Annotated in this window: 19 protein-coding genes and 1 tRNA gene; 5 read left to right on the top strand and 15 right to left on the bottom strand. The window is 66.8% G+C overall.

Annotation, left to right across the window (positions count from 1 at the left end; genetic code table 11):
- Window positions 1-84 precede the first annotated feature (84 nt).
- From AC1Q5B_RS16675 to AC1Q5B_RS16660, 4 genes are all read left to right on the top strand, one after another.
- Entirely contained in the window at window positions 85-1,488 is a 1,404-nt protein-coding gene (locus tag AC1Q5B_RS16675) for a GntP family permease (RefSeq protein ID WP_492632598.1), read from the top strand.
- 98 nt (window positions 1,489-1,586) lie between these two features.
- The gene (locus tag AC1Q5B_RS16670; protein WP_492632597.1) at window positions 1,587-3,464 is read left to right on the top strand and encodes a DUF1800 domain-containing protein; all 1,878 of its coding nucleotides are present in this window, start codon (window positions 1,587-1,589) and stop codon (window positions 3,462-3,464) included.
- Between the two features lie 7 nt (window positions 3,465-3,471).
- Complete coding sequence (locus AC1Q5B_RS16665; RefSeq protein ID WP_492632596.1) at window positions 3,472-4,956, top strand: DUF1501 domain-containing protein; 1,485 nt, start codon at window positions 3,472-3,474, stop codon at window positions 4,954-4,956.
- A gap of 266 nt (window positions 4,957-5,222) precedes the next feature.
- Window positions 5,223-6,080: a hypothetical protein gene (locus tag AC1Q5B_RS16660; protein ID WP_492632595.1), complete on the top strand. Its 858-nt coding sequence runs from the start codon at window positions 5,223-5,225 to the stop codon at window positions 6,078-6,080.
- Between the two features lie 9 nt (window positions 6,081-6,089).
- Here AC1Q5B_RS16660 and AC1Q5B_RS16655 read toward each other — a convergent pair whose 3' ends face one another.
- On the bottom strand, window positions 6,090-7,232 hold the full coding sequence (locus AC1Q5B_RS16655; RefSeq protein WP_492632594.1) for an NAD-dependent epimerase/dehydratase family protein: 1,143 nt from the start codon (window positions 7,230-7,232) through the stop codon (window positions 6,090-6,092).
- Window positions 7,233-7,850: 618 nt separating this feature from the next.
- Here AC1Q5B_RS16655 and AC1Q5B_RS16650 point away from each other — a divergent pair.
- Window positions 7,851-8,723 carry an SGNH/GDSL hydrolase family protein gene (locus AC1Q5B_RS16650; RefSeq protein WP_492632593.1) on the top strand — a complete coding sequence of 291 codons (873 nt, stop codon included), beginning with the start codon at window positions 7,851-7,853 and terminating at the stop codon, window positions 8,721-8,723.
- Window positions 8,724-8,847: 124 nt separating this feature from the next.
- Here the strand turns inward: AC1Q5B_RS16650 and AC1Q5B_RS16645 are convergent, their stop codons facing one another.
- From AC1Q5B_RS16645 to AC1Q5B_RS16580, 14 genes are all read right to left on the bottom strand, one after another.
- Entirely contained in the window at window positions 8,848-10,110 is a 1,263-nt protein-coding gene (locus AC1Q5B_RS16645) for a CynX/NimT family MFS transporter (RefSeq protein ID WP_492632592.1), read from the bottom strand.
- Between the two features lie 155 nt (window positions 10,111-10,265).
- Window positions 10,266-12,374 (bottom strand): polyribonucleotide nucleotidyltransferase, encoded by a 2,109-nt coding sequence (gene pnp, locus AC1Q5B_RS16640; protein ID WP_492632591.1) that lies wholly within the window; start codon window positions 12,372-12,374, stop codon window positions 10,266-10,268.
- A 184-nt stretch (window positions 12,375-12,558) separates the two neighbouring features.
- Window positions 12,559-12,819, bottom strand: a complete 261-nt coding sequence (rpsO, locus tag AC1Q5B_RS16635) for a 30S ribosomal protein S15 (RefSeq protein ID WP_142124238.1) — start codon at window positions 12,817-12,819, stop codon at window positions 12,559-12,561.
- Window positions 12,820-12,973: 154 nt separating this feature from the next.
- Complete coding sequence (gene truB, locus AC1Q5B_RS16630) at window positions 12,974-13,924, bottom strand: tRNA pseudouridine(55) synthase TruB (protein ID WP_492632590.1); 951 nt, start codon at window positions 13,922-13,924, stop codon at window positions 12,974-12,976.
- Window positions 13,925-14,134: 210 nt separating this feature from the next.
- Window positions 14,135-14,506, bottom strand: coding sequence for a 30S ribosome-binding factor RbfA (gene rbfA / locus AC1Q5B_RS16625; protein ID WP_492632589.1), 372 nt, complete (start codon window positions 14,504-14,506; stop codon window positions 14,135-14,137).
- A 6-nt stretch (window positions 14,507-14,512) separates the two neighbouring features.
- Window positions 14,513-17,161, bottom strand: a complete 2,649-nt coding sequence (gene infB, locus AC1Q5B_RS16620; RefSeq protein ID WP_492632588.1) for a translation initiation factor IF-2 — start codon at window positions 17,159-17,161, stop codon at window positions 14,513-14,515.
- 142 nt (window positions 17,162-17,303) lie between these two features.
- Window positions 17,304-18,815: a transcription termination factor NusA gene (gene nusA, locus AC1Q5B_RS16615; protein WP_475498405.1), complete on the bottom strand. Its 1,512-nt coding sequence runs from the start codon at window positions 18,813-18,815 to the stop codon at window positions 17,304-17,306.
- 3 nt (window positions 18,816-18,818) lie between these two features.
- A complete protein-coding gene (gene rimP, locus AC1Q5B_RS16610; protein WP_492632587.1) occupies window positions 18,819-19,433 on the bottom strand; it encodes a ribosome maturation factor RimP in 615 nt (204 codons plus the stop codon).
- Window positions 19,434-19,598: 165 nt separating this feature from the next.
- A tRNA-Met gene (locus tag AC1Q5B_RS16605) sits at window positions 19,599-19,675 on the bottom strand.
- A gap of 131 nt (window positions 19,676-19,806) precedes the next feature.
- Window positions 19,807-21,270, bottom strand: a complete 1,464-nt coding sequence (gene nuoN, locus AC1Q5B_RS16600) for an NADH-quinone oxidoreductase subunit NuoN (protein ID WP_492632586.1) — start codon at window positions 21,268-21,270, stop codon at window positions 19,807-19,809.
- Window positions 21,271-21,279: 9 nt separating this feature from the next.
- On the bottom strand, window positions 21,280-22,791 hold the full coding sequence (locus AC1Q5B_RS16595) for an NADH-quinone oxidoreductase subunit M (protein WP_492632585.1): 1,512 nt from the start codon (window positions 22,789-22,791) through the stop codon (window positions 21,280-21,282).
- 58 nt (window positions 22,792-22,849) lie between these two features.
- Window positions 22,850-25,069, bottom strand: coding sequence for an NADH-quinone oxidoreductase subunit L (gene nuoL / locus AC1Q5B_RS16590; RefSeq protein WP_492632584.1), 2,220 nt, complete (start codon window positions 25,067-25,069; stop codon window positions 22,850-22,852).
- Window positions 25,070-25,085: 16 nt separating this feature from the next.
- Window positions 25,086-25,391 carry an NADH-quinone oxidoreductase subunit NuoK gene (gene nuoK, locus AC1Q5B_RS16585; RefSeq protein WP_192269016.1) on the bottom strand — a complete coding sequence of 102 codons (306 nt, stop codon included), beginning with the start codon at window positions 25,389-25,391 and terminating at the stop codon, window positions 25,086-25,088.
- Window positions 25,388-26,041: an NADH-quinone oxidoreductase subunit J gene (locus AC1Q5B_RS16580; protein ID WP_492632583.1), complete on the bottom strand. Its 654-nt coding sequence runs from the start codon at window positions 26,039-26,041 to the stop codon at window positions 25,388-25,390. Before AC1Q5B_RS16580 ends, nuoK begins: the two co-directional genes overlap by 4 nt.
- Between the last annotated feature and the right edge of the window lie 9 nt (window positions 26,042-26,050).

Here is a 26,050-nt window from a genome sequence, read left to right as displayed (position 1 = left end):
TCGTACCTTCGTACAGTGGGCCGGTCGGCGCGGCGCTGCCGATACTCGCCGCACTTGCAACCGGCGGTGGCCGAGGAGTCGTGGATGTCGTTCCTGATCGTGCTGGCCGCGCTGTGCTTCCTGATGTTCGTGGCCTACCGCGGCTACAGCGTCATCCTGTTCGCGCCGATCGCGGCGCTCGGCGCGGTGCTGCTGACCGATCCCTCGCTGGTCGCGCCGATGTTCACCGGCCTGTTCATGGACAAGATGGTCGGCTTCCTGAAGCTCTACTTCCCGGTATTCCTGCTGGGCGCGGTGTTCGGCAAGCTGATCGAGATCTCCGGCTTCTCCAAGGCGATCGTGAAGGCGACCATCAAGGTGGTCGGCGCGCGGCGCGCGATGCTGTCGATCGTGCTGGTCTGCGCGCTGCTGACCTATGGCGGCGTGTCGCTGTTCGTGGTGGTGTTCGCGGTGTATCCGTTCGCCGCGGAACTGTTCCGCCAGAGCGACATTCCGAAGCGGCTGGTGCCGGGCACCATCGCGCTGGGCGCCTTCACCTTCACCATGGACGCGCTGCCGGGCACGCCGCAGATCCAGAACATCATCCCCACTTCGTTCTTCGGCACCACCGGTTGGGCCGCGCCGGTGCTGGGCACGCTCGGCGGCGTGTTCATCCTGGCCGTCGGCATGAGCTACCTGGAATGGCGCCGCCGCGTGGCCGCACGCAATGGCGAGGGCTACGCCGGCAACGACGAGTTGCGCAACGAGCCGGAACCCTTCAAGGGCGACAGGCTCGCGCACCCGCTGATCGCGATCCTGCCGCTGCTGCTCGTCGGCGTGGCCAATTTCCTGTTTACCCGCTGGATCCCTAGTTTCTATGGCGAAAGCCAGTCGTTCGTGCCCGCGGTGATCGGCAATCCGGCGCCGGTGGTGCAGGAGGTGTCGAAGGTCGCCGCCATCTGGGCCGTGCAGGGCGCGCTGCTGGTCGGCATCGCTTCGGTCATCCTGTTTGCGTGGAAACCCGTGTTCGCCAGCTTCGCCGAGGGCACGAAGAGCGCCATCGGCGGCGCGTTGCTGGCGTCGATGAATACCGCATCGGAATATGGTTTCGGTGCAGTGATCGCCGCCCTGCCCGGCTTCCTCGTCGTCGCCAATGCGCTGCAGGCCATTCCGGATCCGCTCGTGAACGAGGCGATCTCGGTCACGGCCCTGGCCGGCATCACCGGTTCGGCCTCCGGCGGCATGAGCATCGCGCTGGCGGCGATGGCCGACAGCTTCATCGCCAACGCCAACGCAGCGGGCATTCCGATGGACGTCCTGCATCGCGTGGCCTCGATGGCCTCCGGCGGCATGGACACCCTGCCCCACAATGGTGCCGTCATCACGCTGCTGGCCGTCACCGGCCTCAGCCACCGGCAGTCCTACAAGGACATCTTCGCCATCACGCTGATCAAGACCACCGCGGTGTTCGTGATCATCGGCGTGTTCTACGCCACCGGATGGGTCTGACGCCGCAGGTGGCGTGACCGGCCTGTGCGCGCGGTCGCAAACGGCGTACGGTTCTTGGCCAATACTCCCCGCATTCCGGGGAAGTCAGGGAAATCCGCATGGCGTACTACACCGTCCCGTGGCGTCGGCTCTTCGCGCGCGGGCCATGGCGGCGCAAGGCCGTCGGCACGCGAGCCCGCCTCGACAACCACGCCCAGGCCCAGGCGCGACCGCAGGCGGCCGCGCCCAGCCTCGACACCCAGGTCCGCCAGCGCCTGAACCGCCTGTACGGCTGGAAGGGCGGCGAGCGCGCCAGCCCGAAGGACACCACGCCCGCGCCGGAGGCGGTGACCGCGCAGGCCGGCGGGCGCGTGATGATGGGCCAGTCGAACCCGGTGCTGCTGACCATGGCGCGCCCACCGTTCGCCGTGCAGGCGCTCAACAATCTGAGCTACGGCGCCACCGCCACCACCGTGGCCGAGTTCAATGCGCTGGGCAGTACCGACCGCCAGCGGCTGGCGAACTACGTGGACTGGCAGCTGGCCTGGGACGCGATCGACGACAGCGCGGTCACCAACCGCCTCAACGCCGCCGGCTACACCACCCTCAACAAGTCCCTGACCCAGCTGTGGGCCGACCACGTGGTGCCGGATCCCGAGTACGGCGTCCGCATCCGTCCCGCGAACGAAGTGCAGCGCGCGGCGTTCGTGCGTGCGGTGTATTCGCGCCGCCAGTTGCGCGAGGTGCTGGTCAACTTCTGGCACGACCATTTCAACGTGCTGGGCAACGAGTTCAGCACCGGCCCGGTGTTCGTGCATTACGACCGCGACGTGATCCGCGCCAACGCCAAGGGCAACTTCCGCACGATGCTGGAAGCGGTGGCGCAGAGCACCGCGATGCTCTACTACCTGGACAACATCAGCAATTCGCGCTCGGGCCCGAACGAGAACTTCGCGCGCGAGCTGCTGGAACTGCATACCTTCGGCGCCGAGAACTACCTGGGCTTCATGGACCCGTTCCAGGTACCGCCCTGCCCCGAGGATCCGGCCTATCCGATCGGCTACACCGACATCGATGTGTACGAGACCTCGGCCGCGTTCACCGGCTGGTCGGCGAAGAACGGCCACTGGCAGTTCCCCACCGAGAACGACGGCACTTTCGTCTACCGCCAGTCGTGGCACGACGCCGGCCCGAAATTCCTGCTCGGCATGCTGATCTATCCCGAGCAGCCCGCGCTGAAGGACGGCCGCGACGTGCTGGACCGCCTGGCCAGCCATCCGCGCGTGGCCAAGTTCATCTGCAAGAAACTCATCCGCCGCTTCATCAACGACACGCCGAAGCAGGCCCTGATCGACAGCGCGGCGGCGATCTTCCGTGCCAACTGGCGTGCGCCCAACCAGATCGAGCTGGTGCTGCGCCACATCCTGAACTCCGACGACTTCATCAACAGTTTCGGCCAGAAGAACCGCCGCCCGTTCGACGCCGCGGTCGCGGCGATGCGCACGCTGGGCGGCGACTGGACGATCCGTCTGGACCACGGCCGCAGCGGCGATTTCATGTGGCTGTACGGCTTCACCGGCCATACGCCCTACAACTGGCCGGCGCCGAACGGTTATCCCGACACCGGACTGGCCTGGTCGGGATCCAACTCCTACGCGATGACCTGGCGCCTGCTGGGCTGGCTGACGGAGACCAAGGACGGCGAGGTGCCGCTGCATCCGATCGTCGATACCACGCGCGCCAACCTGCCCGTGGCCAACTGGACCGCGAACAATCTGGTCACGTGGTGGTGCACGCGCCTGCTGGGCTACCAGCCCGAGGCGGCGCGCAAGCAGGCGCTGGTCGCCTTCATGGCGCAGAACGGCGACCCCAACAGCTACGTCATCACCGACACCAACACCTGGCAGGGCAGCGACCTGAAGCGGCACTACAACCATGAGCGCCTGCGCAGCCTGGTCGCGCTGATCCTGATGACTCCCGAATTCATGAGCCGCTGAGGCCCCGATGACCGACTTCCGACTCACCCGACGCGAATTCGTCAAAGGCTGCGGCGCGGCCGCCATCGTCGGCACCACCGGCGCCAGCCTGATGTTCGCCGATCCCGTCGATGCCGCCGTCAACAGCTACGACACCGTCGTGCACCTGTTCCTGCGCGGCGGCCTGGACGGCCTGAATCTGGTCGTCCCCGTCAGCGGCGTGGACCGCAGCTTCTACGAGGAGGCGCGCCCCAGCCTGAAGATCGACGTCAGCGGCGCCTACGGCGCGCTGCCACTGACGCTGTCCGGCGGCGCCGCCACCGGCTTCGGCCTGCATCCGTCCGCCAGCGGCCTGCGCGACCTGTGGAACGACGGCAAGATGGCCATCGTGCACGCCTGCGGCATGGCGACCACGGTGACGCGCAGCCACTTCGACGCGCAGCTCTACATCGACCTGGGCACGCCCGGAAAGTACGGCTCGCCCACCGGCTGGATGGCACGCGCATGGGAAACGCGGCCGAACGGCACCGGCACCCTGCCTGCGCTGGGCGTCAGCGGCACGCAGCCGGCCGGCCTGATGGGCGCGATCGATGCGATGACGATGAACAGCCCGGGAGACTTCTCGCTCAACACGACGGCGTGGAGCTGGCAACGCACGCGCAGCGATTCGCCTGCGGGCCTGCGCGGCGTCAGCGAGACGGTGGCGTCGCTGTGGAACGGGCAGACCGGCATGGAGAACAGCGGCCGTCGCGCCGATGGCGCGCTGCGCCTGATCGGCCAGCAGGGTTACGCCAGCCTGCCGGCGACCTGGCCCAACAATACGTTCGCGCAGCAGCTGTGGACTATCGCGCAGACCATCCGCTTCAACCTGGGCCTGCGCTACGCCACGCTGGACCTGGGCGGCTGGGATACGCACGAAGGCCAGGGCACGGCGGGCAGCGGTTACCACTACTACCAGAACAAGATCGCCGAGCTGTCGCAGGCGCTGGCCGCGTTCTACGCCGAGCTCAACGGCAGCGGCGAGATGGCGCGGGTGACGGTGGTGGTGCAGTCCGAATTCGGCCGACGCGTGCGCGCCAACGCCAACGGCGGCACCGACCACGGCTACGGCAACCCGATGCTGGTGCTGGGCGGTCCGGTGAACGGACGCCGCTTCTACGGCACCTGGCCCGGCCTCAATCCGGAAACGCTGTCGCCGACCTTCGGCGACGTACCAGTGACCACGGACTATCGCCGCGTCATGTCGGAAATCCTGATCCGCCGCATGGGCAACGCCAACCTCAGCCAGATCTTCCCCGGCTACACCGGCTATGCGCCGCTCGGCATCATGCAGGGCACGGACCTGGCGCCCAAGGTGGAAGGCGACGCCGTCGCCGCAACGTCGATTCCGTCGCTGGTCGTGCCGGATCGCGTGTCCTCCGCGCAGACGACAGAGACCGCCATCGAACGCGTCGCGCCCGACTGGCAGCGCCGCGGCCCGGTGGATCGGATGCTGGTGCGACGCGAGCGCTGAGGCGCCGCTTGCGTTGAACCTCCCTGGCGATCTGTGGTGAGCTACGCGCATCACGGACGTCGGGGAATCACCGGATGGAAACGCGTCGCCATTGGCGCACGGGGGCATTGATCGCGTTGCTGGCGTTGCCCGTCGTCGCGGGCCTGGGTTGGTGGGGTGGACGGGCCAGCCTATCGCCACCGGAGAAGACGGCCGACACGGGACCCGTGGCTGGCGCAGCGCCGGCATCGGGCGCAGCATCCGCGCGGCCTTCCCCGGATGTCGGCGTGCCCCGGCCACCCAGACCCGAGGCCCCCCTTCCCGATCTGGCCACGCCGCTGCGCGATACGTGGCAGGGTCTGAAGCAACGTGCGGACGCCGGCGACGCCGGCGCTGCCTGCCGCCTGGCATCCGAACTGGAGTTCTGCGACGGCATCCGCCAGCGCCTGGATTCCGCTTCGGCGATGCTGGCGGACCCCGATGTCATGACGAGCCTCCGGGGCGCCTCCGACGAGGACATCGCTGCACGCCGCCGCGCACTCACCACCGGCAGCGAACGCCTGCTGGAACAGAGCCGCCACTGCGAAGGCGTGCCCGTCTTTTCTCCCCAGGACCGTGTCCGCTACTGGCGTAGCGCGGCGCATGGCGGCAACGTGGCCGCGATGCGGCACTACGCCGTCGGCAATGCGTTCCGCATGAACGACACACTGGATAATCTGGACGCGCTGCGCATCTACCGCGGCGAAGCCGAGGCCATCGCGCAGCGCGCGGTGGCGGCCGGGGACCTGATCACCGCCATGACGCTGGCCGCCTCGTATTCACCGCACCGGCGAGGAAACCGTCGCTACCTGCTCGCCCAGTCCGTGCAACCGGATGCAGGCCGCGCGCTTGCGCTCTACCTCTACGTGCAGCAGCGCGCGCAGGCAGGCACCGCGCTACCGGAACCGATGCAGAAGCGGATGGCCAGCATGATCCGGATGCTGGAAGCGGACCTGTCGCCGGACGCGCTGAGCCAGGCGCGCGCGCAGGCGGCCCGTTACCCCGCGACCGCTATCCTGTCGCCACGCGAGGGCAGCCTGCTGTCCTACATGGATCGCAGCGGCAACACCGCCAACATCAACCGCGAGGACTGCGCCGACGGCTGAGGCACGTCGTCATCCGTGCCGCGCGTGCCACGCCTTCAGCAGTTCGGTTTCCTTCTCGCGGGTGATGCCCGCATTGAGCTTGGCCTGGCGCTCCGCCGGCAGGCTGCGGAACCACGCCAGCAGGTCCTGCACCGTGGTGGCCAGCGGGCGGAAGGTCAGGCCGGCGGCGATCGCGCGCTGGTTGCTGACCGAGCCATAGCCGGCGTACTCGCTATCCTTGGACGGCACCCAGATCGGCAGGCCGACCTGCTGCTCCTCCAGGAACTTCGGCGTCACGTGCGTCAGCGTCATGCCGCCGCCGGTCACGGCCTGGCAGCCGTACAGCATGGCGTCCATCAACAGCGTGTAGTCCGGGCCGCAGGCGTTGAACACGCCCAGGGTCTTCGCTTCGGCCAGCCGGATCATCCATTCGCCCAGGTCGCGGCCGTCGATGATCTGGATGGGATCGTGGCCGTCGCCCGGCACCAGGATCTCGCCGCCCTGCGCCACGCGGTGCGGCCAGTAGGTGAAACGATCGGTTTCGTCGCGCGGGCCGACGATGTAGCCGGGGCGCACGATGGTGACGTTCTTGCCGAACTGCGTGTGCGCCTCGGCTTCGCTCAATGCCTTCAACGGGCCGTACAGATTGCCGATGTCGGCGCGCAGCGATTCCTGCGTTTCCGCCATCGCGTCCTTGCCCTTGTACTGCGCCAGCGCCGACGTCTCGTTGATGCCGGGCTTGCTGCCATCGGCATAGACCGAGATCGTCGAGATGAAGAGGTAGTGGCCGACGTTGCCCTTCAGTACCTTGCCCGCATCGCGCACCCAGAACGGCAGGCTGGTCGGGTTGTCGATGCAGACGTCCCATTTGCGCCCCTTCAGCGCGGCCAGGTCGCCGGTATTGCGGTCGCCGTGCAACTGCTCGACCTCGGCCGGCCATTCCGGCGAGGGTCGCTTGCCGCGGTTGAACAGGGTGACCTTGTGGCCGCGCTTGAGCGCGTAATCGACCTGGAACGGACCGGTGAAGCCGGTGCCGCCGAGGATCAGGATGTTCAGTGGCCTGGCCGCCTTGCCGACCGGCCTGGACTCGCTGGCGGCGGAGGCGAACGACGGTAGCGCGGCCGCGGCGGCGGCCAGCGCACCCAGCTTGAACAGGTCACGACGGGTAGTCATGCGGTGCTCCCCAGCATCGGTAGGAAGGTGACTAGATAACACCGGTGCCGGCGCCCTACCCCTGCCGGAAGTCGGTGTGACTTCCTGTGTGGCCGGCGTGACCCCGTCATGAACGACCGGGGTGCACGGATGCGGCGAGGCGACCCCAAGGCACCGGGACTGGGCTTGACCATGATGGCCCCGGGATCCGACGCCGGCCCCTGGGTACGAAAGATCGCCGAAACCATCCCACGTTGGACCTTCGGGATGGAACAAGGGATCGAAAACATCCAACGCCCGATCTTTTTGACGGAATGATCGATCAAAGACATCCAGCGCTAGATCTTTCTGGTGCAACGACCGATCAAAAACATCCAACCCCCGATATTTTTGATGGAACGATCGATCGAGAACATTCAGCGCTGGATCTTTTCGATGGAACGGCCGCTCGAAAACATCCAACGCCGGACACTTCTGTGGGAAGAAGGGTGCAGGACCGGGATGTCAAAGGCGCTCGGCGGCGTCGCCCCCTTCCCCGATCCCGCGACGGCTACCGCGGCCGCTCTCATCCGTCACGCGCGTTGGTCCGTGAAGGGGTCACCTGAAAGGAGAAGTGCGATGCCCGCTTCGCAGTCATTGATGACCACCCGCCGCGGCGAGTTCCGCACCCTGTACCGCGCCCTCGCCCGCAAGCCCGACGCGTTCGCCTCCACGCCCATCGTGTTCTGCGAAGGCGATTCGTGGTTCTCCACACCGCTGTCGATGAACCTGCTGGACTGGCTCGTCTATCCGGCACCGGAGGACGAGAAGAAAGGCGTGCCACTGTTCGGTGCCGGTGGCCTGTTCTTCCGCACCGAGGACAGTGGCGATCTGGCGACCGACATGTTCAACGCCCGCGGCATCCGCGACCTGTCCACCTGGTATCGCGGCTTCGACTTCGATCTGGTGCTGATCAGCGCGGGCGGCAACGATTTCGTCGATGACTTCCTGCAGACCACGTTCCGCGGGGCCGGCCCGATGAGCCCGGACGCCGCCTTCCAGCGCGTCGTGGCGACGAGGCGCTATGCCGACGTCCGCGAGCGCTATCGCGCCTTCATCACCGCCTTCCAGGCGATCCGCCCGCACACGCCGATCCTGGCGCACACCTACGACTACCCGCGCGAGCTCGGTCGCGCCGCCAAGCTGACCCTGGGCAACCTGGGGGCCGCCGCGCTGCTGAAGAAAGGCGTCGGCCCATGGATCGGCAACAGGGTCGCGCACGTACTGCCACGCATCGAGCAGCAGCGCGAGTTCGCCCGCCTGCTGATCGACGGCTTCGTCGACCACGTGCTGGTGCCCCTGCGCAACGACCGCACCACCGGCAAGGTGTTCGACTTCGTCGACCTGCGCGGTGTGCTGACGAACAGCAACCAGTGGTTCGACGAGATGCACCCGACCGGCGCGGGCTTCGCGGCGCTGGCGACCAAGTTCCGTCAGCAGATGCGGGCGAAGCTGGAGATCAAGCTGGGGTGAGGCTTCACAGGATGGGTGGAGCGCAGCGGCATTCGAGGACGAAGCCGGACTCCCTGTTGGGTGCAACCTTGCTCCGGAGACGGCAGGTATCGCCTGCGGCTCAATCCATCCTACAGATTGAGTGCTAGCGCCACGTGTCTTCCAGATACCGCGGCCGACACGCCAGGTAACCGCCGATCACCAGGATCACGATGCACCCGCCGAGGAAGGCCATCGGCAGCGTCCAGCCATGCGTGTGTTCGTGCAGCAGGCCGAAGGCCAGCGGCCCTGCACACGACAGCGAATAGCCCATGCCCTGCATGAAACCCGACAGCGAGGCCGAACCCTCCGGTGTGCGCGTGCGCAGGTTGATCATCGTCAGCGACAGCGGGAACGTGCTCGGTCCCAGGCCGAGCAGTGCGACCCACAACGCGGGTGCCGCCATCGGCGCGATCAGCAGGCCGGCGAACGCCGCCGCATAGAAACCCGCGCAGACCACCACCACGATGAAGGGATTGTGCATGCGCACCGCGATCTGCGGCATGGTCAGCGACGCCACCAGCCCCAGCGCCGAGAACAGCGCCACCATCGTGCCGCCGAGCGCGGGCGTACCACCGGCTTCGACCAGCAGCTTCGGTAGCCAGGTGAACATCGAATACGTCACCAGCGAGGTCATGCCGAACATCAGCGCCATGCCCCACGCCACCGGTGAACGCCAGGCGCGGCCGGTGGGACGCGGCGCGGCCAGTTCGGGCGCTTCGTCGTCGACGGTGACCGCTGCGTCGTGCACGCGGGCCAATGGAGAGCGGTGCGCACGTTCCTGCCACAGCAGCAGGCACCACGGGACCGCCGACGCCGCGGCGAACACCGCCCACACCCCCAGCGAAATACGCCAGCCGGCCGCTTCCATCGCCGGCACCGCGACCAGCGCCGGCAGGATGGTGCCCGCCTGCAACACGGTGATGTAGAGCGTGCTGACCGTACCCACGCGGTCGGCGAAGTAGCGCTTCACCAGCGGCGGCAACACGATGTTGCCGATGCCCATGCCGGCCAGCGCGGTCAGCGAGGCCGCCATCAGCGCCGTCGTATCGCCGGCCGCACTGCGCAGCAGCAGGCCGAGCATCGCCAGCAGCATGGCCAGTAATGCCGTCCGCTCCAGGCCGATGCGATGCGCCAATGCAGGCGTGGCCACGCCGAACAGCGCGAACGCCGCCGTCGGCAGCATGCCGAACACGCCGGTCATGGTCGCGCCAAAGCCGAACGTATCGCCCAGCGTGTCGAGCAGCGGCGTCAGCGAGGTCACCGCCGTACGCAGGTTGAACGCGGACAGCACGATGCCGAGCAGCACCAGTCCCCGGCCGGACCAGCGCGATGCCGGAACGGCCGATCGTGTCTTCAAGGAATTCATGGCCGCCATTATCGGCGATGGCGTGCGACAGGACGTCGCAGGCTTGGGGACGGTGTGTCCTGCGCGCTCCTGGATTGCCGCGATGCCGACAGAACGCGCAAAGAAAAAGCGGGCCGAAGCCCGCTTTTCCGTAACGCGTCGCGATGTCGGGCCGCTTACTCGGCCGACACGCCCTCGCCTTCTTCAACGGCCTTGATCGACAGGCGGATACGACCCTGCTTGTCGACTTCCAGCACCTTGACCTTGACCACGTCGCCTTCCTTCAGCGCGTCGCTGACCTTCTCGACGCGGTCGTTGGAGATCTGCGACACGTGCACCAGGCCGTCCTTGCCCGGCAGGATGGTGACGAACGCACCGAAGTCCATGATCTTGGCGACCTTGCCTTCGTAGATGCGGCCCGGCTCGACGTCGGACGTGATCTGCTCGATGCGGGCCTTGGCGGCCTGGCCGGCGGCGCCGTTCACCGAGGCGATGGTGATGGTGCCGTCGTCCTGGATGTCGATCTGCGTGCCGGTTTCCTTGGTGATCGCCTGGATCACCGAACCGCCCTTGCCGATCACTTCGCGGATCTTGTCGGGGTGGATCTTGATGGTGATCAGGCGCGGCGCGAACTCGCTCAGCTCCTGGCGCGGTGCGGTCATCGCGTGGGCCATCTCGCCCAGGATGTGCAGCCGGCCGGCCTTCGCCTGCGTCAGCGCCTGCTTCATGATCTCTTCGGTGATGCCTTCGATCTTGATGTCCATCTGCAGCGCGGACACGCCGTTGGCGGTACCGGCGACCTTGAAGTCCATGTCGCCCAGGTGGTCTTCGTCACCCAGGATGTCGCTCAGCACGACGAACTCGTCGCCTTCCTTCACCAGGCCCATCGCGATGCCGGCCACCGGCGCCTTGATCGGCACGCCGGCATCCATCAGCGCCAGCGAGCTGCCGCAGACCGAGGCCATCGAGGACGAACCGTTCGACTCAGTGATTTCCGAGACCACGCGGATCGTGTACGGGAATTCTTCCATCGTCGGCATCACGGCGAGCACGCCGCGCTTGGCGAGGCGGCCGTGGCCGATCTCGCGACGCTTCGGACCCATCATGCGGCCGGCTTCGCCCACCGAGAACGGAGGGAAGTTGTAGTGGAACAGGAAGTGGTCCTTCCACTCGCCGCCGACGGCGTCGATCACCTGGCCATCGCGCGCGGTGCCGAGGGTGACGGCGACGATCGCCTGCGTCTCGCCTCGGGTGAACAGCGAGGAGCCGTGCACGCGCGGCAGCACGCTGACCTTGGAGGAGATCGGACGCACCTGGTCCAGCGCACGACCGTCGATGCGGACCTTGGTCTTCAGGACCGAGGCGCGCATGGTCTGGTATTCCTGCTCGCTAAACTCCTTCGACAGCTCACCCGTGCTCCACGCATGGGTTTCGGCCTGCGGGGCCAGCGTGTTGAGGATGGCCTTCTTCAGGCTGGAGATGGTGTCGCGGCGTTCGATCTTGTCGCGCACCTGGAACGCACCGGCGAGGCTGTCGCCCACGGCGTGGCGCAGCGCGGCGATGAGGCCCTCGTTCTTGGCCGGCGGCTGCCAGTCCCACTTCGGCTTGCCGGCTTCGGCGACCAGCTCGTTGATCACGGCGATGGCCTTCTGCATCTCGCGGTGACCGAACATCACGGCGCTCAGCATCACGTCTTCCGACAGCTCGGCGGCTTCGGATTCGACCATCAGCACGGCGTTGGCGGTACCGGCGACGACGAGCTCCAGCTTGGAGTCCTTCAGTTCGCTGACGGTCGGGTTCAGCACGTATTCGCCGTTGATGTAACCGACCTTGGCTGCGCCGATCGGGCCGTTGAACGGCGCGCCGGTCAGGGCGACGGCGGCGGAGGCGCCGATCAGCGCCGGGATGTCGCCGTCGATGTCCGGGTTCAGCGACATCACCGTGGCGATGACCTGCACTTCATTGCGGAATTCTTCCGGGAACAGCGGACGCAGCGGACGGTCGATCAGGCGGGAGATCAGCGTCTCCTTTTCGGTCGCGCGGCCTTCGCGCTTGAAGAAGCCACCGGGGATGCGACCGCCGGCATAGAACTTCTCCTGGTAGTCGACCGTCAGCGGGAAGAAGTCCTGGCCTTCGCGGGCCGACTTCGCGGCCACGGCGGTGACCAGCAGCACGGTGTCGTCGAACTTGACGACGACGGCGCCGCCGGCCTGACGGGCGACTTCGCCGGTTTCCAGGGTGACCTGGTGCTTGCCGTACTGGAAGGTTTTGGTGATTTTTGCCACGGGGGTTTCCTTGGGATGCCTTGTGCGGGTTGGACCTCACGCGACCCTTGTCGCGTGCGGCTGGCCGGATGCGTCCGGCCGGTGGAGCTGAGGGAGGCGGGCCCGGTGCGGCCAGCGGATGCAGCGCATTCCGTTCCCTGAAATGCAAACCGCGGCGCATCTCTGCGCCGCGGTCGGGGATATATCAGCGACGCAGACCGAGCTTTTCGATCAGGGTCTTGTAGCGCTCGTTGTCTTTCTTCTTGAGGTAATCAAGCAGGCTGCGGCGGCGGTTGACCAGCTGCAGCAGACCACGACGGCTGTGGTGATCCTTCTTGTGGGTCTTGAAGTGGCCGCTCAGGTGCTCGATGCGGGCGGTGATCAGGGCCACCTGGACTTCCGGGGAACCGGTGTCGTTGGCGCCACGCGCATTGTCGGCAATCACTTTCTGGGTATCGATGGACATGGTTTCTCTCTGTTGGATGCGTGGCCTGCAGGAACGCGGGCTGTCCTCCGCGCGCACCGCCTGGCTCGCCGTTGATGAAGCTGGGGAAATAACGGAAATGCCGGTACAAAACCGGCGGCGTAGTGTAGCCGCCGGGTCCTTGTGAAACAAGGTTTTATTGTGCGTGCTGAGCCTTCTGGGTCGTGCCGGCGACCGCCCACGCGAACAGGCGCTGCGGCGACAGCGTGCCTTCGGCATCGACCGTCCCGAGCCCCAGCACGCCGCCTTCCGGCCCGTGGATCGCCACCGGGCCTTCGCTGGGCGGGTATCCGCGCAGCCGCTGGCCTTGCGCCAGCCGGCGCCCGCCGACGGCGTCGACGTCGACGCGCGGGAAGCCGGTCAGGCCGGCTTCGACGGGCAGCAGGCAGGCCTCGAGAGCGGTTTCCCCACCCTGTTCAGCGATCGCCTGCAACGCCTCCAGCGTGTACATGCGGGGCTGCCTGAACGGATCGACCCAGAGACGCCGCAGCGCTCCCACGTGCGCCCCGCACCCCAGCGCTTCGCCGAGATCGCGGACCAGACTGCGCACATAGGTGCCGGATCCGCAGGCCACCCGCAACGACAGGCGGGTGGGGGCGATCTCCAGGATCTCGATGCCATGCACCTCGACATCGCGCTCGGGCGCCTCGATGACCTCGCCGCGCCGGGCCTTGGTGTAAAGCGGTTCCCCGCCCTGCTTCAATGCCGAATAGATCGGTGCGCGCTGACGGATGCGGCCCGTCAGGGGCGCCAAGGCGGCCTCGAGGACCACCTTGTCCAGCGACGGCACCGGGCGCTCGCGCAGCGGTGCGCCGTCGGCATCGTCGGTATCGGTGGTGGTGCCCAGCACCGCGACCGTGTCATAGGCCTTGCCCGAGCCCAGCAGCAGGCCGGCGATCTTGGTGGCTTCGCCGAAGCAGAGCGGCAGCAGGCCGGTCGCCAGCGGATCGAGGCTGCCGGTATGCCCCCCCTTCTCCGCGCGGAACAGCCGCCGCGCGACCTGCAGGGCGCCGTTCGAGCTCATGCCCAGCGGCTTGTCCAGCAGCAGCAGGCCGTCAAGCGGGCGGAATTGGGTGCGTCCTGCCATACGGTCCAGGTCACGTGGTGTGGCGGGGAGTCGCCGCATCGTAGCGTCGAGCCATCTCGACGTCTTCATGCGACCGGAATCGGGACATCACGGCAGGGAGAACAGCGGCGCCGATCGTAGAGTCGAGCTTGCTCGACTCGCTTGCGAAGCAGACATCCGGACACCCAGACGGAGAACAGCGGAGCAAGCTCCGCTCTGCGGCATGACGTATCAGGCTTCGTCGTCGGATTCGGGTACCGGCGGGTTGTCGCGCAGCAGGGTTTCGATGCGCTCGCCACGATCGACGGAGTCGTCGTAATGGAAGTGCAATTCGGGGACATGCCGCATCTTCACGCGGCGCGCCAGCTCCATGCGCAGCCCCCAGGCCAGTTCCTTCAGACCCTTCACCGCCTCGGCGGAACGCTCCTGCATCAGCGCAGTGACGAACACCTTGGCATGCGCCATGTCGCGGGTGACTTCGACGTCGGACACGCTGACCGACGGCAAGCCGTGCTCGCGCACGGCCTCGTGCACCAGCGTGCCCAGCTCGCGGCGGAGCTGGGCGGAAACGCGGTCGGTGCGGTGGAACGATTTCGTCGGCATGTCGGATCAGAGCGTGCGCTGCACTTCGATGCGCTCGAAGCACTCGATCTGGTCGCCCGGCTGCACGTCGTTGTACGCCTTCACGCCGATGCCGCACTCGGTGCCGTTACGCACCTCGTCGACGTTCTCCTTGAAGCGGCGCAGCGATTCCAGCTCGCCCTCGAACACGACGGTGCTGGCGCGCAGCACGCGGATCGGCTTGTTCCGCTTGACCGTGCCCTCGATGACCATGCAACCCGCGACCGCGCCGAACTTGGAGCTGCGGAACACGTCGCGCACTTCGGCGATGCCGATGATCTCTTCGCGGATCTCCACGCCCAGAAGGCCGGACGCGACCTGCTTCACCTGGTCGATCACGTCGTAGATGATCGAGAAGTAGCGCAGGTCCACGCCGTTGGCTTCGATGATGCGACGCGCGGAGGCGTCGGCACGCACGTTGAAGCCGATGACGGTGGCCTTGGAGGTGACCGCGGAGTTGGCGTCGGACTCGGTGATGCCGCCCACACCGGAACTGATGATGTTGATGCGGATCGACTCGTTGGACAGCGCGGTCAGCGAGTGGCGCAGCGCCTCCACCGAACCCTGCACGTCGGCCTTGATGATCAGGTTGAGGCTGAGCTGGCCTTCGCCCTTGCCCAGCTGCGCCATGATGTCTTCCATGCGGCTGCCGGCGGATTGCACCAGGCGCGACTCGCGGCGCTTGGCGTCGCGCTGCTGCGCCACGTCCTTGGCCAGGCGCTCGTCGGCGACCACGACGAAATCGTCGCCCGCCTCCGGCACGCCCGACAGGCCCAGGACCTGCACCGGGATGGACGGTCCGGCCGACGGCGGCTGGCCGCCGGTTTCGTCGAACAGCGCGCGCACGCGACCGTACTGGATGCCACAGACCAGGTAGTCGCCCTTCTTCAGGGTGCCCTGCTGCACCAGCACCGTCGCGACCGGGCCGCGGCCCTTGTCCAGCGAGGATTCGATGACCACGCCGCTGGCGCGGCCGTCTTCCACGGCCTTCAGTTCCAGCAGTTCGGCCTGGATGGAGATGGCGTCCAGCAGGTTGTCCACGCCCTGGCCCGTCTTGGCGGAGATCTCCACCATCTGGGTGTCGCCGCCGAACTCTTCGGCGACCACTTCCTCGGCCAGCAGCTCGTTCTTCACGCGCAGCGGGTCGGCGTCGGACTTGTCGATCTTGTTCACCGCCACGATCAGCGGCACCTTCGCCGCCTTCGCGTGCTGGATGGCTTCGCGGGTCTGCGGCATGACGCCGTCGTCGGCCGCGACCACCAGCACCACGATGTCGGTCAGCTTGGCGCCGCGGGCGCGCATCGCGGTGAACGCGGCGTGGCCCGGGGTGTCGAGGAAGCTGATGACGCCCTTCGGCGTTTCCACGTGGTACGCGCCGATGTGCTGGGTGATGCCGCCGGCCTCGCCGCTGGCGATCTTGGTGCGGCGGATGTAGTCCAGCAGCGACGTCTTGCCGTGGTCGACGTGGCCCATGATGGTGACCACCGGAGGACGCGCGACCTTGTCGCCCTGCTGCTCTTCCGAATGCGCGAGCAGTTCGTTCTCGACGTCGTTGGCGTCGGCACGCACGGCCTTGTGGCCGAGCTCTTCGGTGATCAGCGCGGCGGTGTCGTGGTCGATGGTCTGCGTGATGGTGGCCATCACGCCCATCTTGAACAGCGCCTTCACCACGTCGCCGCCCTTCAGTGCGAGCTTCTGCGCCAGGTCGGCTACGGTGATGGTCTCGCCGATCGCCACTTCGCGCACGATCGGCGCGGTCGGTCGCTCGAAACCGTGGGCACCGCCGCCACCGCGGCTCTGCTCATGGCGGCGCGGCGGCTTGGGCTTGCCGCGCGAGGCGCCGCGACGGGCGCGGTCGGCCGCGGACAGATGCAGCTGGCCGGCGAAGCGGCTGGTGTTGTCGTCGTCCTCGACGCCGGCCACCATCGCGTGCGAACCACGGGTCTTGTGCTTGGCGGCCGCGGCATTGTTGCGGTCGTCGGTACGCGGCGGGTCCTTGCGCACGACCATCTTCGGCACGTGGTGGCCCTGCGTGGCCGGCTTGGCCGGACGCGCGGTCTCGTCGCCATCGACGGCGACGGCACCGGCGGCCAGCGCGGCGGCTTCGGCATCGGCCTGCGCACGCGCGGCTTCGGCTTCGGCGCGGGCCGCGGCTTCTTCCTGGCGGCGACGCTCGAGCTCTTCGGCGCGCTTGGCGTCTTCCTGGGCCAGGCGCTGTTGCTCGTCCAGGTTGCGCTGGCGGGATTCCTCCAGCTTGCGCAGGATCTCGGCGCGCTCCGGATCGGCCTCGCTCTGCCAGTTGGTGGCCACCGACTCGGCGTCCGTCGGCTTGGTGTAGGTGCGCTTCTGGCGCACTTCCACGTTCACCGTGGTCTTGCTGCGGCCCGCCGCGACGGTGACCTCCTGCACCTTGCGACGGTTCAGCGTGATCTTCTTGGGCGCAGCCTCATCCGCGGCGGCATCGCTCTTGCCGTGCGAGCGCTTGAGGAAGCCGAGCAGCTTCACTTTTTCCATGCTGGTCACGACCTGGTCGGGACCGCTGAAGCTCATGCCGGCTTCGGACAGTTGCTCCAGGAGTTTTTCGACCGGCGTATTGACCAGTTCAGCGAGCTTGCGGATGGTGGTTTGCTGCGACATTCGGATCCTAGGTTGGGTTTCGCGCCCCCCGGCTGGTGGTGGGGCAACCCTGTTCAAGAGGGGGAATTCTAAGCCCTGCGGGTGCCAGGGCGGTGTTCATGGGTGGCTCATGCGCCGCGGTCCAGGCGGGCCCCGGCGGCGGTCATGCGCCCCGCTCCAGGCGTGCGATCTCCTCGGCGCGGGCGGCCAGGATCAGCGCCGCGGCGCGACCCTCGTCCAGGCCCTCGATACCGAACTCGACCACTTCGTCGGCGGCCAGGTCGGACAGGTCCTCGCTGGTGCGGACGCCATGCGAGGCCAGCGCGAATGCGGTTTCCTCGTCCATGCCTTCCAGCGCCAGCAGGTCGTCGGCCGGGTGGTCGCCTTCAAGACCCTCCTCCTCGGCCAGGGCCTCGTTCAGCAGGGCGTCGCGGGCGCGCGAACGCAGTTCCTCGACGATGTCCTCGTCGAAGCCCTCGACGGCCAGCAGCTCGCCGACCGGCACGTAGGCGATTTCCTCGACCGTGCTGAAGCCTTCGGCGACCAGGATGGCGGCGATTTCCTCGTCCACTTCCAGCTTGTCCATGAACAGCTGCCGGGCGACGGCCTGCTCGGCCTCGCTCTTGGCCTGCACCTGGTCGGCGGTCATGACGTTGAGCTGCCAGCCGGTCAGGCGGCTGGCCAGGCGCACGTTCTGGCCGCCCTTGCCGATCGCCTGCGCCAGGCGGTCTTCCGCCACGGCCAGGTCCATCGAATGCTTCTCTTCATCGACGATGATCGACTGCACTTCCGCCGGCGCCATCGCATTGATGACGAAGGTGGCCGGGTTGTCGTTCCACAGCACGATGTCGACGCGCTCGCCGTTGAGTTCGTTGCTCACGGCCTGCACGCGCGAGCCGCGCATGCCGATGCAGGCGCCGATGGGATCGGTGCGGGTGTCGTGCGCCAGCACGGCGATCTTGGCGCGGTCGCCCGGATCGCGGGCGCAGGCCTTGATCTCGACCAGGCCCTGACCCACTTCCGGCACTTCCAGCTTGAACAGCTCGATCATGAACTCCGGTGCGGCGCGGCTGATGAACAGCTGCGGGCCGCGCGGTTCGTAGCGCACGTCGAACAGGTAGCCGCGGACGCGGTCGCCGGCGCGCAACACGTCGCGCGGGATGCCCTTGTCCTTCGGGATGAAGGCCTCGGCGTTGCCGCCCAGGTCCACGTAGATGTTGCCGCGCTCGGCGCGCTTGACCACACCGGTCACCAGTTCGCCCACGCGGTCCTTCCAGGCATCGACCACCTGCGCGCGCTCGGCTTCGCGGACGCGCTGCACGATGACCTGCTTTGCGGCCTGCGCGGCGATGCGGCCGAAATCGGGGTTCTCGATCTTCTCTTCGATCCAGTCGCCGACTTCGGCGCCTTCGGCTTCGTCCTCGGCGTCCATCAGGCGGATCTGGCGGTCGGGCGATTCCATCACCACGTCGTCGGCCACCACTTCCCAGCGGCGGAACGTCTCGTAGCTGCCGTCCTTGTGGTCGATGGTGACGCGCACCTGCACGTCCTGGTCGAGGTAACGCTTCTTGGCGGCGGACGCCAGGGCGGCCTCGATGGCATCGAAGATGACTTCGCGCGGCACGCCCTTCTCGTTCGCCACCGCATCCACGACCAGCAACAGTTCCTTACTCATTGATCACTCCGCGCGCGGCTTGCGGGCCGCCGGTTGGTTGGGTTTTTTCTTGGCTTGTTTGGCCGGCGCACGCTTGGCGTCGCCCGCCTTCTTGGCGCCGGCCTTGCGGCCGCCACCGGGTTTCTCGGGCGCCAGGCCCAGCGCCGCCCAGTCGGGGACCAGGCGCGCCTTGTCGATGTTGTCGAACGCCACCGTCATCTCGGTATCGTCGACGGTGAACACGATGCTGTCGCCTTCGATCCGGCTGATCGTGCCCTGCAGCCGACGGCGACGGTCCTGCGGCAGCTTCAGCACGACCTTGGCCGACTCGCCGACGAAGCGCGCGTAGTGCTCCAGACGGAACAGCGGACGATCCACGCCGGGCGAGGAGACTTCCAGCGTGTAGTTTCCGGAGATCGGATCCTCGACATCGAGCTGCGCCGACACTTCGCGGCTCACCGCTTCGCAATCCTCGATGTTGACGTGGCGCGTAGCGCGCTCGGCTTCCTGCACGTCGATGTACAGGCGCACGGTAGCGCCGCCGGGCGCCGGCAGGTATTCGATGCCGAGCAGCTCGACGCCCAGTGCCTGGACGGTGGGTGCCAGCAGGTTGGCGATGTCGTTGGCCTTGTCGCTCACGGGTTCGCTGCCGATGGTTCGTGGTTCTGCATATCGCTGAAACAAACAAGGGGCCCGATGGGCCCCTTGTCCGATACGCTGGATGTCGGTGCAACGACGGGAACATGCGTCGTTGCGTGCCCAGGCTTTTCGTCGGTCGCCGGTGTCGGCGACCTCGGATAAACATGGTAGCGGGGGCAGGATTTGAACCTGCGACCTTCGGGTTATGAGCCCGACGAGCTGCCAGACTGCTCCACCCCGCAGCAGAAGCGAAATTATGATGAATACGCCGGTGCATTGCAAGCCTTGCCATGCACCAAATTGAAACATCGCGTTCATCACAGGTGCCGGCGGCGCGCCGCCGGCGGGAAATCGTGTGGATCCGGGCGCGAGCTCAGCCTGCGAAGGCGAGCTTGCACCAGGCCATGATCGGGTTCCAGGCGATGCCCAGGGCCAGCAGGGCCAGCGCATTGACGCCGAACACCACCGGCACCACGCGGTCGGCGCGCGGCGGCGGGACTTCGCCCACCGGCTCGTCGAAATACATCACCTTGATCACGCGCAGGTAGTAGAACGCACCGATCACCGCACACAGCACGCCGACAAGGGCCAGCCACAGGAAGCCGCCGTTGACGGCCGCCCCCAGCACGACCAGCTTGGCCCAGAAGCCGAGGAACGGCGGCACGCCGGCCAGCGAGGCCATCACGCACAGCACGAGGCCGGCCTGCCACGGGTTGCGCGCGTTCAGCCCCTTGAAATCATCGATCTTGTCGGCCTCGAAGCCCTGGCGCGACAAGACGATGATCGCGCCGAACGCCGCCGCCGACATGATGGCGTAGCTGATCGCGTAGAACAGCGCCGCCGAATAGCCCGTCTCGCCGCCGCCGGCGAACCCGACCAGCAGGAAGCCGACGTGCGACACCGTCGAATACGCCAGCATGCGCTTGAGATTGGTCTGCGCGATCGCGATGACGTTGCCGATCACCAGCGACGCGGCGGCCAGGCCGGCCAGCAGCCACTGCCATTGCGCCGCCGCCGGGCCCAGGCCGTCCTGCAGCAGGCGGAACGCCATGCCGAAAGCCGCCAGCTTCGGCGCCGCGCTGATGAACAGCGTCACCGGTGTCGGCGCGCCGTGGTAGACGTCGGGCAGCCACATGTGGAACGGCGCCGCACCCAGCTTGAAGGCCACGCCCGCGACCATGAACACCACACCGGTCAGCAACAGCATGCGTGCGTCGCTGCTGCCGCTCAGCGCGGCGCCGGTGGCGTCGAAGATCGCCGGCAGATGCAGCGAACCGGTCGCGCCGTACACCAGTGACATGCCGTAGAGCAGAAGGCCTGACGCCAACGAGCCGAGCACGATGTACTTCATCGCCGCTTCCGTCGACAGGCCATCGTCGCGGTTCAGCGCGACCAGCGCGTAGGAGCACAGCGCCAGCAGTTCCAGCCCCAGGTAGACCATCACCAGGCTGCCGGCGGACACCATCATCATCATGCCGGCGGTGGCGAACATCACCAGCACGGGCGCCTCGCCCGGATACAGGTTGCGCTCGCGCAGGTAGGGCCAGCCGTAGACCAGCGACAGCGCGCTGACCGCGACGATCACCACCTTGCTGACATCGGCCAGGGTGTCGCGCACGAACATGCCGCTGAACACGCTGCCCTGCCCGCCCGCGCCGGTCGCCAGCATCCACACGACGGCGGCCATGACGGCCAGCGCGATGGCATGGGTGATGAAGCGGCGCGAATGGTCGAGGAACAGGTCCAGCATCAGCAGCGCGAACGCGCCACCGATCAGGGTCAGCTCGGGCAGCAGCGGCTGCAGGTCGGCGGCGGAGATGGGCATCGGCGTCGTCATGGTTCTTCCTTACAGCTTGCTGTTGGCGAGCTGCATCGCCAGTTGCGCGATCGACGGCTCCATCAGGTCGGTCAGCGGCTTGGGATACACGCCCAGCGCCAGCACGCAGATCGCGAACCCGCCGAGTACCACGGCCTCGCGCAGGGAAAGATCCTGCAGCTCCGCGACATGCGCATTCGCCACGTCGCCGAGGATCACGCGCTTGACCAGCCACAGCGTGTAGGCCGCACCGATCACCAGCGTGGTCGCCGCGAAGAATGCGATCAGCGGGTGCTGCTGGAAACTGGCCAGGATGACCATGAACTCGCCGACGAAACCGCTGGTGCCCGGCAGGCCGGAGTTGGCCATGCCGAACAGGATGAAGAACGCGCCGAACCACGGCATCGTGTTGATGACGCCGCCGTAGTCCTTGATCATGCGGGTGTGCATGCGGTCGTACAGCACGCCGACGCAGGTGAACATCGCGCCGGAAATGAAGCCGTGGCTGATCATCTGCACCATCGCGCCCTGCAGGCCGAGGCGCGCGCCATCCAGGTTGCCGTAGTCGCGCACCAGGCTGAAGGCGATGAAGATGCCGAGGGTGACGAAGCCCATGTGCGAGACCGACGAATAGGCGATCAGCTTCTTCATGTCGTCCTGCACCAGCGCCACCAGGCCCACGTAGACCACGGCGATCAGCGACAGCACGATGACGAACATCGCCCACTCGTGGCCGGCGTCAGGCACGATCGGCAGGCTGAAGCGCAGCAGGCCGTAGCCACCGATCTTCAGCGCGATCGCCGCCAGGATCACGGAGCCGGCGGTCGGCGCCTCGACGTGGGCGTCCGGCAACCACGTGTGCACCGGGAACATCGGGATCTTGACCGCGAACGCGATCAGGAAGGCGAAGAACAGCCAGGTCTGTTCCTTCGCGCTCAACGGCATCGCGTACAGGTCGGCCAGCTGGAAGCTGCCGCCCTTGACGTACAGGTACACCAGGCCGACCAGCATCAGCACCGAACCGAGGAACGTGTACAGGAAGAACTTCAGCGAGGCGTAGATGCGGCGCGGACCGCCCCAGACGCCGATGATCAGGAACATCGGGATCAGCATCGCCTCGAAGAACACGTAGAACAGTACGGCGTCGCTGGCGGCGAAGATGCCGTTGGTCAGGCCTTCCAGGATCAGGAACGCCGCCACGTACTGGGCCACGCGCTTGTTCACCGAACCCCAGGCACCGGCCAGCGTCAGCACCGTGATCAGGGTATTGAGCAGCAGCAGCGCCACCGCGATGCCGTCGGCGCCGAGGTTGTAATGGATGTCGAAGCTCGGGATCCAGGCGTGGCTCTCGACGAACTGCAGGCCCGGGTCCGCGTAATTGAAGCCGGTCAGCAGGCCGATGCTTGCGACGAACGTCAGCGCGGCGACCGCCAGGCCAAGCCAGCGGGCGGCATCGGCGCGGGCATTGCCCACGGCGAGCACCAGCGCGCCACCCAGGATGGGCAGCCAGATCAGGACACTAAGCAGGGGCCAGTTCGACACGTTGTGTTATCCGTTGAGTTCTTCGCCAGGACGCTCCGCACGAAGCGGCGCCAGGTCGTTACTGCCAAAACTTGATGATCACGCCCAGCAGCAGGATCAGGCCGACGATCATCGCGAACGCGTAGTGGTACAGGTAGCCGGACTGGGTCTTGCGCAGCAGCTGCGCACCCAGGTCGACCAGCTTCGCCGTGCCGTTCACCGCGGCGCCGTCGATCACGTGGCTGTCGAACGCGCGCGAGGCCTTGCCCAGCTTCACGCCACCGCCGGCGAACCCGTTGATCCACAGGTGATCGGCCCAGTACTTCTTGTCCAGGATGTTGGTCAGGAAGGCGCCGACCTTGCTGTGGCGGATCTTGCCGGGCAGTTCGGGCTTGAACAGGTACAGGAAGGTCGCCAGCAGGAACCCGCCCAATGCCAGCCAGAACGGTGGCATCTGCATGCCCTGGAGCGCGTAGCGAACCGGGCCGTGCCAGAACTCTTCCTTCAAGGCCATCACCGTGTCGCGCGGCGACAGCGTACTGTTCGGATCCAGCCGCAGGAAATCGATCGCGCCCAGGAAGAACGGCGTAGCCTCGTGATGGCCGGTCCAGTCCGTGCCGAACAGCATCGGACCGATCGTGAAGAAGCCGATGAGGATCGAAGGGATCGCCAGCAGCACCAGCGGCAGCGTCACCACCCATGGCGACTCGTGCGGCTCATGCGCGCCGTGGTGGCCGTGATCGTCATGCGCCGCATCGTGGTGCGCGTCATGGCCGTGACCATGGTCGGCATGGGCATCACGGAAGCGTTCCTTGCCGTGGAAGGTCAGGTAAAGCAGGCGGAAGCTGTAGAAACTGGTGACGAAGACACCCAGCATGACCGCCCAGTAGCCGTAGGTGGCGATCCACTCGCTCGGACCCTGGATGTTCTGTGTCGCCATCAGGCCCATCTCGGTCGCGGCCTGGCCGACCTCGTGCGCCACGTGCTGGTGGTGCTTGGCGGCCTCGATGATGGTGTCCTTCGAGTAGAAGCCCGAGAAGAACGGCGTGCCGACCAGGGCCAGCGTGCCGACCAGACTGGTGATCCAGGTGATGGGCATGTACTTGCGCAGGCCGCCCATCTTCCGCATGTCCTGCTCGTGGTGCATGCCGATGATCACCGAGCCGGCCGCCAGGAACAGCAGCGCCTTGAAGAACGCGTGCGTCATCAGGTGGAACACCGCGGCCGAGTACGCCGACACGCCGAGCGCGACGGTCATGTAGCCCAGCTGCGACAGCGTGGAGTACGCCACCACACGCTTGATGTCGTTCTGCACGATGCCGATCAGGCCGGTGAACAGCGCGGTCGTCGCGCCGATGAACAGCACGAAGTCCAGCGCCGTCTGCGACAGCTCGAACAGCGGCGACATACGCGCCACCATGAAGATGCCGGCGGTCACCATGGTCGCGGCATGGATCAGCGCCGAGATCGGGGTCGGGCCTTCCATCGAGTCCGGCAGCCATACGTGCAGCGGCACCTGTGCCGACTTGCCCATCGCACCGATGAACAGGCAGATGCAGGTCAGGGTCGCCATCGACCAGATCACCGGCTCATCGAAGACCTGGAAAGTGCTGCCGAACAGGGTGACGGCACCGGACCACACCGGAACGGCCTTGCCGGCCAGCAACGAGGCATTGGCGAACACGGTGGCGTAGTCGAGCGTGCCGAACATCAGCAGCACGCAGCCGATGCCGAGCAGGAAGCCGAAGTCGCCGACGCGATTGACCAGGAACGCCTTCATGTTGGCGAAGATCGCCGTGGGGCGCTTGAACCAGAAACCGATCAGCAGGTACGACACCAGGCCCACCGCTTCCCAGCCGAAGAACAGCTGCAGGAAGTTGTTGCTCATCACCAGCATCAGCATGCTGAAGGTGAACAGCGAGATGTAGCTGAAGAAGCGCTGGTAACCCGGGTCCTCGGCCATGTAGCCGATCGTGTACAGGTGCACCAGCAGCGACACGAACGTCACCACGACCATCATCATCGCGGTCAGCTTGTCGATCATGAAACCGACATGGCCGCTGATGTTGCCCACTTCGAAGAAGGTGTACAGGTTTTCGTTGAACGGCGACGCACCCACCGCCACCAGTTGGTACAGCACCCAGCACGACAGCGCGCAGCTGGTGGCCACGCCCAGGATCGTTGCGGTGTGCGCGCCCGCGCGGCCGACGAAACGCCCGAACAGGCCGGCGATGATGCTGCCCAGCAGCGGCGCCAGCACGATGGCCAGCAGCACGTTCTTGGAGAGGAGGACTTCCATACCGGTCATCGGTGCATCAGCCTTTGAGCGTATCGACTTCGGCCACGTTGATCGTGCGCCGGGTGCGGAACAGGGTGACCAGGATCGCCAGGCCGATGGCGGCCTCGGCCGCAGCCACGGTCAGGATGAAGAACACGAAGATCTGGCCGGCCGCATCGCCCAGCTCGCGCGAGAACGCGACGAAGTTGATGTTCACCGACAGCAGCATCAGTTCGATCGACATCAGCAGCACGATGACGTTCTTCCGGTTGAGGAAGATGCCGGCCAGGCTGATGCAGAACAGCACGGCGCCGAGCGCCAGCAGGTGGCCCAACGAGATCATGCCTTGCCCTCCCCTTCCGCCGGCGCGCCGACCGGCGTTTCGCGCACCGGCTTCTCGGCCGGCATCGACACCATGCGGATGCGGTCGCGCGCCTTGACCCGCGACTGTTCGCCCGGATCCTGCGTCTTGATGCCGGTGCGCTTGCGCAGCGTCAGCATCACCGCGGCGACCACGGCGACGGTCAGGATGACGGCGGCGAACTCGAACGGCAGCAGGAACTCGGTGAACAGCGTGCGCGCCAGCCAGGCCGTATTGGACACGTCGGCGGCGGCCGAGGCGGCATTGTCCGGGAACGGCACCGCCATCTTCGCCTTGATGCCGATCAGCACCAGCATCTGCGCCAGCATGACGACCGCCACCAGCAGGCCGACCGGCAGGAACTTGACCCAGCCCTCGCGCATGGCGGTGACGTCGATGTCGAGCATCATCACCACGAACAGGAACAGCACCATCACCGCGCCCACATAGACGAGGATCAGGGCCACGCCCAGGAATTCTGCGCCCACCAGCAGCCAGATGCAGGCCACCGAGAAGAACGTCAGGATGAGGCACAGCACGGCATGCACCGGGTTGCGCACGCTGATCACCGCGCCGGCGGCGACGACCGCGACGGTGGCGAAAGCGTAGAAACTGATCAGGACCCAATCCATTCTTCGGAC

The sequence above is a fragment of the Pseudoxanthomonas sp. GW835-FHT14C01 genome, from assembly GCF_058793715.1.
The sequence above is the reverse complement of the archived record's forward strand: the minus strand, read 5'-3'. Positions and strand labels throughout refer to the sequence as shown.

Bases quoted from the DNA above. Each gene is read 5' to 3' on its own strand.
- AC1Q5B_RS16675 (WP_492632598.1), top strand. From the start codon at position 85: ATGTCGTTCCTGATCGTGCTGGCCGCGCTGTGCTTCCTGATGTTCGTG.
- AC1Q5B_RS16670 (WP_492632597.1), top strand. From the start codon at position 1,587: ATGGCGTACTACACCGTCCCGTGGCGTCGGCTCTTCGCGCGCGGGCCA.
- AC1Q5B_RS16665 (WP_492632596.1), top strand. From the start codon at position 3,472: ATGACCGACTTCCGACTCACCCGACGCGAATTCGTCAAAGGCTGCGGC.
- AC1Q5B_RS16655 (WP_492632594.1), bottom strand. From the start codon at position 7,232: ATGACTACCCGTCGTGACCTGTTCAAGCTGGGTGCGCTGGCCGCCGCC.
- AC1Q5B_RS16650 (WP_492632593.1), top strand. From the start codon at position 7,851: ATGACCACCCGCCGCGGCGAGTTCCGCACCCTGTACCGCGCCCTCGCC.
- AC1Q5B_RS16645 (WP_492632592.1), bottom strand. From the start codon at position 10,110: ATGAATTCCTTGAAGACACGATCGGCCGTTCCGGCATCGCGCTGGTCC.
- rpsO (WP_142124238.1), bottom strand. From the start codon at position 12,819: ATGTCCATCGATACCCAGAAAGTGATTGCCGACAATGCGCGTGGCGCC.
- truB (WP_492632590.1), bottom strand. From the start codon at position 13,924: ATGGCAGGACGCACCCAATTCCGCCCGCTTGACGGCCTGCTGCTGCTG.
- rbfA (WP_492632589.1), bottom strand. From the start codon at position 14,506: ATGCCGACGAAATCGTTCCACCGCACCGACCGCGTTTCCGCCCAGCTC.
- infB (WP_492632588.1), bottom strand. From the start codon at position 17,161: ATGTCGCAGCAAACCACCATCCGCAAGCTCGCTGAACTGGTCAATACG.
- nusA (WP_475498405.1), bottom strand. From the start codon at position 18,815: ATGAGTAAGGAACTGTTGCTGGTCGTGGATGCGGTGGCGAACGAGAAG.
- nuoN (WP_492632586.1), bottom strand. From the start codon at position 21,270: ATGACGACGCCGATGCCCATCTCCGCCGCCGACCTGCAGCCGCTGCTG.
- nuoL (WP_492632584.1), bottom strand. From the start codon at position 25,069: ATGGAAGTCCTCCTCTCCAAGAACGTGCTGCTGGCCATCGTGCTGGCG.
- nuoK (WP_192269016.1), bottom strand. From the start codon at position 25,391: ATGATCTCGTTGGGCCACCTGCTGGCGCTCGGCGCCGTGCTGTTCTGC.
- AC1Q5B_RS16580 (WP_492632583.1), bottom strand. From the start codon at position 26,041: ATGGATTGGGTCCTGATCAGTTTCTACGCTTTCGCCACCGTCGCGGTC.